Here is an 11017-nt window from a genome sequence, read left to right as displayed (position 1 = left end):
CGGCTTCGCCTTACCCGGCCTACAACGTCTGTAGGCCGGGTAAAACGCAGTAGCGTTGCCATCCGGCGCTAGAGTTGCACTCGCTCGATTCTCGCCGGTAGCCCTTGGCGCACAGACGCTCCTGAGACCCAGTCCAGCCAGGTATTGGCCACCTGACGCGTCGGGTCGGCAAAACCCAAATCGTTAATATTAATCCCCGATTTAATCTTTTCATCAAACGCCATCGGCTCTCCGTCAAGCGTATGCTGTGCTGCCCCCATTTCTTTATGTCCGTAGCCATGTTCAATTGCGATAACGCCCGGCATAACGCCGTTGAGCAGGCTGACCTGCGCTTGTGCGTGTCCACCCGGCGTGATGATGCGCACCGTGTCGCCGTGTGACACACCATAACGCGCGCCGTCCTGCGGGTTGAGCGCCACCAGATTCACAGGCTTGAGATGGTGAAGACGTGGGATCACCGCCGAGGCGCTGGACATGGTATTGGACTTAAAGGAGATCATCTTCAGTGGCCATTCCTGCTGCGGAAACAATTCGTCCACCGAACGCCCGTCGGACAGGCGGGAAGGATACCAGGCCGGACAGCCGCTGTAGCGCTCGCCGGTGATCGCATGGCGGTGTGCGGCGACATCCGCGTTCCAGATTTGCAGAGGTTTCTCCCACGCATTACCGACGCGGTTATCGGTGCGGCCACTCTTATCTGGCGCAAAACGACCACCGCGCGAGTAGACAAACGCCACGCGACGAACTTCGTCGGCTTTTAGCGTGTCGGTGATGACCGGCAGGATCCGCGTCACGCCGGTCAGCGAGATATCTTCCGGCGCGGCTTCGGCGACCGGCGCCTTACCCATAAACGCAATGTTGGCGGCCAGTCGCAGGTAGTAATCTTCCGCGCGGTTCAGCGGATAGTGATTGCCCTGCGGATCGGTAATGGCGTTATCGCCAAAGCCCGGCAGCCCAATGCGTTTTGCCACCGCGATGCAAAATGACTCCATGGATGCTGGTTGGCCGTCGGCGGTTTTGCTGGTGGCGGGTGCAACAATCGGCCAGCGGGCGGTGGTGGCCTTGCTCGCCACGCCTGCCCACGGGGCGCTGAATCCCCAGCTTTCGAAGTTGTGGGTATCCGGGACAATATAGTCCGCCAGCGCGGTGGTTTCGTTCATAAAAGCATCAATGGCAATAAACAACGGCAGACGCGCCGGATCTTTGAGCTTTTCTTCCGCCACGCCACGCAACCCCGCAATGCCGTAGAACGGGTTAGTCATGTTGGAGATCCAGGCTTTTAGCGGATACGGATAGCCTTCGAGCGCCGAGACGAGTAATTCGGTCAACTGCCCGGCGACAAACGGATACCATGGGGCTTTCGCCGGGAAGGGCGATTGTCCAGCGGCCACTTTATTACGGTACTCTTCCGAGGATTCATAGGCGGTTTTACTGCGCGCGATGCTCAGGCCTTTCGGCTTCACCTTTCCGGCGAAACTGTCCATATTGTAGCGCGGTCCGTCAGTGGCACCGTTGAATTTACCGCCGCCCACAAAGACCCCGCCTTCGAGGCTGAGGTTGCCAATCAGCGCATTCAGCATCATCACCGCCCAGGCGTTGTAAAATCCGTTGCCTGCCATCATCCCGCCGTGGGTGATCACCGCCGCTTTACGCCCGTGACGGGTAAAGGCGTCCGCCAGCGCGCCTATTTTTGCCTCCGACACGCCGCACTGCTGGCTGTATTGCGCCAGTGACAGCTTTTCGGCAGACTCTTTCAGACGCTGGAATCCGCTTTTGACCGTCACGGTTTGCCCGTCGGCCAGCGTTACTTCGCGGGTCACGAACAGCTGTGCGCGTTGACAGCTGCTGGCTGCTACCATGTCACCGGTCTCGTTAACGACCAGCGGTTCGCCAGGCGCGTCGGTGTTCAGATGGGCGAGCGTGAGATGCTGTCCGGCAAGCGTTGGGATCTCATCGGTAATCACCAGATGCGTGGCGTTGGTCCAGCTTTTTTCTCCGGCCTGTTGCATGGCCTGGACACCAGGGATGGCGAGGTAATCGGCGTTGTAACGCTGCTTTTCGATGATCCAGCGGATCATTCCCATTGCCAGCGCCGAGTCGCTCCCCGGGTGCACAGGCTGCCAGTGACCGCGATCGTCAGCCAGTACCGTGGTTAATGGCAGGGCGGGTGCGACAACGACATACTCGAAATCATTGCGTAAGCGGGCGCTGGCGAGTTGGCGAGCCTGGCGCTTAAACGGGTTGCCGGACTGCGCCGGGGAGGTGCCCATAAATAACGCGAACTCAACGTTATCCCAGTCCGGTTTGACGTGGGTGTTTTTATCCAGATCGCCCATTAGCGCGCCGGAACCGGCCCGATACGCTAGCCCACAATACGCACCGTGCGCGCCGAAGTTTTTACTACCAAAACTGTTCAGTGCGAAACGGCGGATAAACGTATCGCGTCCCTCGTCGCTGGTATTGGTGACCAGCAGTTGATTGGATTTCGGGCCAAAGCCGGGGTGCTTAGCATCTAACGGGGTGATGGGGTCGTGGATGGCCCGCAGGCCGTCAATGTGACCTTCGCCAAACAGGTCGCCGCCTTCCACCACCTCTTTGATGAGCTGTTCAAAGCTGATGCGCTGCCATTTACCTTCGCCACGTTTACCGACGCGCTTCATCGGCTCCAGAATTCGCAGCGGGCTGTACAGACCTTCGAGCAGGGTTGCGCCCCGGGCGCAGGCGGTGGAACGCGCATCAAGACCGCTTTCGCCCGCCAGTTGTTCCATTGCCGTGGCAAACGGAACCGACGAATCAATGTGATGTTCATGCGACAGTGGGTGGTAGGGGTTGCCCGCAATGCGCAGAACTTTCCCCGCTTTACTGTCGACGCGGACCCGCACACCGCACTGGGTCCAGCAGCCGAAGCACTGGGTCATGGCGATCACCTGCTGCGGATCCTGCTGCCAGCGCGGTTGGGCGTTGGCTTCGGGGATCAGCGCATTGCCGAAGATGCGATCGCGGGTGATTTTCCCCGAGGTGCCATCCAGCAAACCGTCAATCGCGCGCTTTGCCACATCCCGATAACTCAGGCCAAAGGTCACCATCCCGCCAACGGCGAGACCAACTTTAAGCCACTGACGACGGGTTAAATTAGCCATGTTGCATTCTCCTTGCGATCGCGTTGAGGCCTTCATGAACAATAATGAGTAGCGCAACCCACAGGCCAAAGGTGCCTACAATGGCCAGCCAGCCATCTGTGCCGCCGGGCAGGGAGTACGGATTGAATTGCGCGTTAAATTTGGGGATGGTCTGCACCTGAATCAGTATCGTCCAGCGTATCAGCCAGCACAGCGCCATGGCGCTGAAGGCCAGCGTAATGCGCAGCGGTAATGACGATGGGTGACGTAACACCCATCCGCAAAGTGCCAGTGAGACAGCCCACAGCACTACCCAGCCGATGGCGTAGTGCCGTGCAGACGCGGCAACATCCAGCCACTGGCGAATCGCCGACCCGGAAAGCGTATCGCCGCTCACCCACCACGCCATCACAATGGCCAGGGCGATCAACGTGACAATCTGCCCCCATGCCAGTTTGCGCGGTAGTGTGCTGTCGCGGTTTATGCTGGCGATAAGCAGGGCGAAGAAGGTTTGCAGCGCGCTGAGGAACATCGCCAGCGGGAAGACATAGCTGAACCAGATGGGACGCGCCTGCACGACGGAGACTTCGCGGCCGGTATACACCAATAATCCAATGGCTGAGAGCGCGCTGCCCACAGCCAACCATTTAGTGACGCTGTAACTTTTATGCGTAAACCGTTTGACCTGCTGCGCCAGAAACCACAGCCCGAGAAACCCGGTGAACAACGGTAAAAACAGTGCCCCCCACGGCATCCATGACCACGGTGTCGGATAGGCATAGAAATGCCAGACGCGCGCGGTCTGGTGCAGATCCGCGGTCAGCGCCAGCGGGGCGGTGATGGCACAGGTCAGGGCGATCAGCAGCGTCAGGTTTTCTAGCTGCGGCTGCGCTTTTTTACGCCAGTGGAGCACGCAGGCGAACAGCGCCGCGCAGGCGGCAATGCCAATGAAAAAGAAATACTGTACCGCCCAGGGCAACCAGCTTATTTCCTGCGGATGGGCCAGCACCTCTTCGATAATCAGTGAATGGGTCATTTAAACCTCCTGCCACAGAGCGGGTTGAGCACGTCCCATCAACGGGGTGACGAAGGCGTCATCTAGCCCCAGATAGAACACGTGAGGCGAGGTGCCGCTTTCCGGTTTCAGGACTTTGATGGTGTCATGGTGTTCGTGCAGCATGCGTGAAATCCGGCTGTGCGGATCGTTGATGTCGCCAATGATGCGCGCGCCGCCCACACAGGACTCCACGCAGGCCGGGAGCAGCCCGGCTTCCAGGCGGTGCACGCAAAATGTGCATTTGTCGGCGGTCTGCGTTTCATGGTTAATAAACCGCGCATCGTATGGGCAGGCTTGCACGCAGTAGGCGCAGCCCACACAGCGCGTATTGTCGACCACTACAATGCCATCTTCGCGCTGAAAGGTGGCCTGCACGGGACAAACGGGCACACAAGGTGGGTTATCGCAATGGTTACACAGGCGCGGCAGCAGCACGTTGGTGACGCTTTGCTGACCCTCAACCTGTACCTGATACTGGTTGACGTTGGTACGAAACGCGCCCTGAGGCGTCTGGTTTTCAATGGTGCAACTGACGGTACAGGCCTGACAGCCGATACACCGCCGCAGATCAATCAACATGGCGTAGCGATGCTGGCGCGACCCTTCATGGCGTTCTGGCGAGAAGGGAAACTCGGCCTGAGCCAGGGGAACCAGGGATGCGCCTGCGGTCAGAACGCCCAGTTGCTGGAGAAACTGCCGTTTACTGCTGTCCATATTTTCTCCCGTCACAATGCAACAACGAAACATTGGTCACGCCGTTGGTTTGCGTGTGATGAATAAAGAATCTTGATGATTTACAGTGTAAAAATCGTGGCGGGGGGTACTCTATTGTGGTTAACCACATACCCGGCTTGTTGTTGATCTAAAACAACATAAATGACAGGGATAATGGCGTGAGATGTAAAGTAGTACATTGCCTGACGGTGCTGGCAGCGTTGTGGATGCTGAGTGGAGCGGCCTGGGCGCAGACATGGAACATTGGCGTCTTAGCCATGCGTGGGGAGGTCACCACACGTAATCACTGGCAGCCGCTGGAAACCCTGCTGAATCAGCAAATCGCCGGTGAACGGTTTCATATTCAACCGCTGGACCTGCACCAGATGCAAGATGCCGTGAACCGGGGAACCGTGCAGTTTGTGGTAACCAATCCGGCACAGTTTGTGCAGTTAAACAACCGCGCAGCGCTACGCTGGCTGGCATCCTTACGCTCCACCCGCGGCGGAAAGGCGACCAGCAATGTGATTGGTAGTGCGATCCTGGTCAGGCGTGACGGAGAGATCGCGTCGGCACACGATCTGATCGGCAAAACGGTTGGGGCGATCGATGCCCAGGCATTTGGCGGCTATTTGCTGGGTTATAAAGCGCTTATCGATGCGGGATTGCGCCCGGAGCGCGATTTGCGACTGAGGTTCACGGGTTTTCCTGCCGATGCGTTAGTGTATTTATTGCGTGAGAAAGCCGTTCAGGCCGTGATTGTGCCGGTGTGTCTGCTGGAAAAAATGGATGAAGAAGGGCTGATCCATAAAGCCGATTTTAAGGTGGTGCTCAACCATCCGACGTCGATTCCCTGCCTGAGCAGCACGCCGCTTTATCCTGACTGGTCCTTCGCCGCACTGCCCGCAGTGAGTGATGAACTTGCCGATCGCGTCACCCGGGTTCTGTTTAATGCACCACAAGATGCGCCTTTTCGCTGGGGAGCTCCCGCCTCGACCCGCGAGGTCGAAACGTTACTACGTGACGTTCGTCAGCACCCGCAGCAGCGTCAACTGTGGCTGGATATCAAAAGCTGGTTTATCCAGCATCAACTGGTAATGGGGGCAGCAGCGGTGGTTCTGCTGTTGCTCACACTCAACTACATCTGGGTGATGCTGTTGGTCCGTCGTCGCGGCAGGCTGCTGGAGCGTAACAATGTACTGTTGCGCAAGCAGGAGCAGGCACTGGAAACCGCGCGTCAGATGAGCGTCCTCGGCGAGATGACGTCCGGGTTTGCCCATGAACTTAACCAGCCGCTCTCGGCTATCCGTCACTATGCGCAAGGCTGCCTGATTCGCCTGCGCAGTCAGGATCAACAGCATCCGCTGTTACCTGCGCTTGAACAGATAGATGCTCAGGCACAGCGGGGGGCCGATACGTTGCGCAATCTGCGTCTGTGGGCCAGCCAGGCCCAGGGCAATCCAGTAATGACGGATGACTGGCAGGCGATCAACATCCGTGATGCTGTCCACCACGTGTGGCAATTATTGCGTATGACACAGCAATTCCCTGACGTCACGCTGCAAACGACGGTCAGCGCAAACTTAACGCTGACGCTGCCCAGCGTTCTGCTGGAACAAGTACTGGCAAATCTGGTGCTTAACGCCGCTCAGGCAGGGGCCAGCACGGTGTGGTTTACCGCTCAACATGAGGACGACGGTATCAGCATACAGGTACAGGATAACGCCGGGGGAATCGATGAAACTCAGCTTTATCAAGCGTTCCAACCGTTTATGACTACCCGCAAAGAAGGAATGGGGCTGGGATTGGTCATATGCCAACGCCTGGTTCGCTATGCCGGCGGCGAGATTAGCATCAACAATCAACAGGCTCCAGATGGTCGGGCGGGTGTCGCGGTAAGATTACATTTTAAGCCAACACAGAAAGGGGGCGATTGTGGCGATCATTCATCTGCTGGATGACGATGTAGCCGTCACCCAGGCCTGCGCATTTTTACTGGAAAGTCTGGGATACGAGGTCCGGTGCTGGCAGCACGGAGAAACCTTCCTGGCCGAGGTCAATCTGCATCAGGTCGGGGTTGTATTGCTGGATATGCGTATGCCGGGACTGGATGGACAAGGTGTACATGACGAGATGCTACGGCGCGGCAGCACGCTGGCGGTGGTCTTTCTTACCGGGCATGGCGATGTACCGATGGCGGTCGCGCAAATGAAACGTGGAGCGGTCGATTTTCTGCAAAAGCCGGTTTCTGCCGGACCACTTCAGGTCGCGTTGGAACATGCTCTGCAGGTTTCCATTACGGCATGCACGCGCCATGAGATTGTCGCTTGCTACCAACAGCTTACCCCAAAGGAACGCCAACTGGCCGGTCTGGTGGCACAAGGGTTGATGAACCGGGAAATCGCAGATGCAATGAATATTGCGGTCCGTACCGTTGAGGTTCACCGGGCAAGAGTGATGGAAAAAATGCAGGCGGGGAGCCTGGCTGAGCTGGTTCACCGACTCCAGCAGGTTCTGTAGATTCATGACAGTTATTTGATTTTCATTGATTTTTTGTCTAATAAGCCAGACTGATATATGCTGTTGGTTTGAGCTAATGACGAGCAGGCAAATATGGGTAATCAGACCAAAGATGACGAACTGTACCGCGAGATGTGCAGAGTTGTTGGTAAAGTAGTACTGGAAATGCGCGATCTGGGACAAGAGCCTAAGCATATCGTCATTGCCGGTGTACTGAGAACCACCCTCGCCAATCAGCGTGTGCAACGCAGTGAGTTAGAAAAACAGGCCATGGAGACGGTGATTAAAGCGTTAGCCGGTTAATCCTGAAAAGGGCGGTGGAGAAAGGCTACCGCCCTGTAATTCTGCCACGGTATTCTATCAATATATATAATTCATCTTTGAAAATAAAAAGTGCAGAAAAATGTATTTGTCGTTATGTATTATATTATATATCGATTAAAACAAACGCTTATATTTGGAGGTGTAATCACAAATATTTGTAATGCAGATGAAATACTATTTCAACCTGCCTTAATGATAATAAATATCACTCCGCATTAATTATTCTCCTTCCCGTTTTTACTTGATAACGATCAAGGTTACAGGCTATGAATAACCACATTATTTATCCGCCTAACCCTAAAGGGTTATTCCTGTCTTGAGGGTAAAGATTCACTCCGTTTAACCACCGTCATTGATGCGATCAGGTTAGGGCAAAAATATCACGTGTTGTCGGCAACATCAGTGGCTCGATTTGGCCTGCCCGGCGCGTATAAACATGAGCACTGGATGTGTTGCTGCTACAGCGTTTGCGAAGAGGATGCGAAATAAATGAACCAGGTTGATCGTCCATTTTTAGATTGTGGTTTAACGCGACTTGAATTTCTACGGATATCAGGAAAAGGTCTGGCAGGGTTAACCATTGCCCCCGCACTGTTATCACTTTTTGGCTGTAAGCAGGAAGATGTCGATAGCGGCACTGTCGGGCTGATTAACACGCCGAAAGGAGTGCTGGTGACGCAACGTGCACGCTGCACAGGATGCCACCGCTGCGAAATTTCCTGTACGAATTATAACGATGGCGCCGTTGGCACCTTCTTTTCCCGTATCAAAATCCATCGCAACTTTTTCTTTGGTGACAACGGTGTCGGTTCCGGTGGCGGACTATACGGCGATTTAAACTACACCGCCGATACCTGCCGCCAGTGCAAAGATCCGCAATGTATGGCTGTCTGCCCGATAGGCGCAATTACCTGGAAACAGGAAGACGGTTGTATTGCGGTGGATCACAAGCGCTGTATTGGCTGTAGCGCGTGTACCACGGCCTGTCCCTGGATGATGGCGACCGTGAATACCGAAACTAAAAAATCCTCGAAATGTGTGTTGTGTGGGGAATGCGCCAATGCTTGTCCGACTGGAGCATTAAAAATTATCGAATGGAAAGAGATTACCGTTTGATGGATCGCAGGCTTGCCTGATACGCGTCATTAATTGCCAAAAAAATTGCCGCTATGTACGGAAATGCGGCCAGCAAAATGACGGGTATATCTATTAAACCTTCTAGCAAAGGAAAACATGATGGCTAATGGTTGGACAGGTAATATTTTACGGGTCAATCTCACGACGGGTAATATCACCGTGGAAGATTCCAGTAAATTTAAAAAATTTGTCGGTGGGATGGGCTTTGGTTATAAAATTATGTACGATGAAGTCCCGCCAGGCACAAAACCTTTTGATGAAGGGAATAAACTGGTTTTCGCCACCGGTCCCCTGACTGGCTCGGGCGCACCCTGCAGTTCACGCGTCAATATCACCTCATTATCAACCTTTACCAAAGGTAATTTAGTCGTTGATGCCCATATGGGCGGCTTCTTTGCGGCACAAATGAAATTTGCCGGCTATGACGCGATTGTGATTGAAGGTAAGGCGGCATCGCCTGTCTGGATCAATATCAAAGACGACAAAGTCAGCATCGAAAAAGCCGACTTCCTGTGGGGCAAGGGTACACGCGCTACGACCGAAGAAATTTGTCGCATCACCAGCCCGGAAACCTGCGTCACCGCCATCGGTCAGGCGGGAGAAAATCTGGTACCTCTGTCCTGTATGATCAACAGCCGCAACCACAGCGGCGGTGCTGGCACCGGTGCGGTGATGGGCTCGAAGAACCTGAAGGCCATTGCGGTTGAAGGCACAAAAGGGGTCAACATCGCCGATCGCAAAGAGATGAAGCGGCTGAACGATTACATGATGACCGAGCTTATCGGCGCTAACAACAACCATGTGGTGCCGAGCACGCCACAGGCGTGGGCTGAATATTCATCGCCAAACTCACGCTGGACGGCGCGTAAAGGGCTGTTCTGGGGCGCGGCGGAAGGCGGCCCGATTGAAACGGGGGAAATCCCGCCAGGCAACCAAAATACCGTCGGCTTTCGTACCTACAAGTCGGTGTTCGATCTCGGACCGGCCGCAGAAAAATACACGGTCAAAATGAGCGGCTGTCACTCATGCCCGATTCGCTGTATGACCCAGCTCAACGTCCCGCGTGTTAAAGATTTTGGTGTACCGAGTACCGGTGGTAACACCTGCGTGGCGAACTTCGTGCACACCACGATTTTCCCGAACGGCCCGAAAGATTTTGACGAGAAAGATGATGGCCGCGTGGTGGGGAATCTGGTTGGCCTGAACCTGTTCGACGACTACGGTATCTGGTGTAACTACGGGCAATTGCACCGTGATTTTACCTACTGCTACGCCAAAGGCGTTTTTAAACGCGTGCTGCCGGCTGAAGAGTATGCCGAGATCCGTTGGGATCAGCTGGAAGCGGGCGATCCTAATTTTATTAAAGATTTCTACTATCGCCTGGCGCATCGCGTCGGTGAACTCAGCCACCTTGCAGATGGGTCATATGCCATTGCCGAACGCTGGAATTTAGGCGACGAGTACTGGGGCTATGCCAAAAACAAACTGTGGTCGCCGTTTGGTTTTCCTGTTCACCATGCTAACGAGGCCTCGGCACAGGTGGGGGCGATCACCAACTGCATGTTTAACCGTGACTGCATGGCGCACACCCACATCAACTTTATCGGCTCTGGTTTGCCGTTGAAATTACAGCGTGAAGTGGCGGGTGAGTTGTTTGGCTCACAGGATGCCTACGACGAAACCAAAAACTACACCCCAATCAACGCCGCCAAAATTAAATATGCCAAATGGACGCTGCTGAAGGTCTGTCTGCATAACGCCGTCACGCTGTGCAACTGGGTCTGGCCGATGACGGTGTCGCCGCTGAAGAGTCGAAACTATCGTGGGGATCTGGATCTGGAAGCGAAATTCTTCCAGGCGGTAACCGGTGATGAAACAACGCAGGCAAGCCTGGATCTCGCCGCTGAGCGTATTTTTACGTTGCACCGTGCCTATACAGTGAAACTGATGCAAACCAAAGATATGCGCAATGAGCACGATCTTATCTGCTCTTGGGTCTTCGACAAAGATCCTAAGATCCCGGTGTTTACCGAAGGGACCGACAAAATGGATCGGGAAGATATGCGCCAGTCATTGACGATGTTCTATCAGGAAATGGGCTGGGACCCGGAACTCGGCTGCCCAACGCGTGAAACCCTGAATCGCC

At 55.0% G+C, this 11017-nt stretch carries 8 protein-coding genes; 5 read left to right on the top strand and 3 right to left on the bottom strand.

Going from position 1 to position 11017, the window contains the following annotated elements; genetic code table 11:
* Positions 1-68 precede the first annotated feature (68 nt).
* Genes ttrA through ttrB form a run of 3 tightly spaced genes read right to left on the bottom strand, consistent with a single transcriptional unit; the run spans position 69 to position 4890 of the window.
* Positions 69-3140, bottom strand: coding sequence for a tetrathionate reductase subunit TtrA (ttrA, locus tag FDW95_RS00515; protein ID WP_115258624.1), 3072 nt, complete (start codon positions 3138-3140; stop codon positions 69-71).
* Complete coding sequence (gene ttrC / locus FDW95_RS00510) at positions 3133-4155, bottom strand: tetrathionate reductase subunit TtrC (RefSeq protein WP_115258623.1); 1023 nt, start codon at positions 4153-4155, stop codon at positions 3133-3135. Before ttrC ends, ttrA begins: the two co-directional genes overlap by 8 nt.
* A complete protein-coding gene (ttrB, locus tag FDW95_RS00505) occupies positions 4156-4890 on the bottom strand; it encodes a tetrathionate reductase subunit TtrB (RefSeq protein WP_349290501.1) in 735 nt (244 codons plus the stop codon). It abuts the gene before it with no gap.
* A gap of 179 nt (positions 4891-5069) precedes the next feature.
* Here ttrB and ttrS point away from each other — a divergent pair, with 179 nt between their 5' ends.
* The 5 genes from ttrS to FDW95_RS00480 form a co-directional block, all read left to right on the top strand.
* Positions 5070-6851 (top strand): tetrathionate respiration histidine kinase TtrS, encoded by a 1782-nt coding sequence (ttrS, locus tag FDW95_RS00500; RefSeq protein ID WP_115258622.1) that lies wholly within the window; start codon positions 5070-5072, stop codon positions 6849-6851.
* Entirely contained in the window at positions 6826-7410 is a 585-nt protein-coding gene (ttrR, locus tag FDW95_RS00495; protein ID WP_115258621.1) for a tetrathionate respiration response regulator TtrR, read from the top strand. Before ttrS ends, ttrR begins: the two co-directional genes overlap by 26 nt.
* Positions 7411-7503: 93 nt before the next feature.
* Entirely contained in the window at positions 7504-7713 is a 210-nt protein-coding gene (gene fumD / locus FDW95_RS00490; protein WP_096757203.1) for a fumarate hydratase FumD, read from the top strand.
* Positions 7714-8223: 510 nt separating this feature from the next.
* Positions 8224-8850 (top strand): ferredoxin-like protein, encoded by a 627-nt coding sequence (locus tag FDW95_RS00485; RefSeq protein ID WP_096757202.1) that lies wholly within the window; start codon positions 8224-8226, stop codon positions 8848-8850.
* Between the two features lie 120 nt (positions 8851-8970).
* Positions 8971-11017 (top strand): aldehyde ferredoxin oxidoreductase (locus tag FDW95_RS00480; RefSeq protein ID WP_249358846.1); only part of this gene is annotated, 2047 nt, incomplete at its 3' end.

The sequence above is a fragment of the Citrobacter sp. wls718 genome, assembly GCF_005280945.1.
In the GTDB taxonomy this organism is placed as follows: domain Bacteria; phylum Pseudomonadota; class Gammaproteobacteria; order Enterobacterales; family Enterobacteriaceae; genus Citrobacter; species Citrobacter gillenii.
Note: the sequence above shows the minus strand (reverse complement) of the source record. Positions and strands in the feature narration are given on the sequence as shown.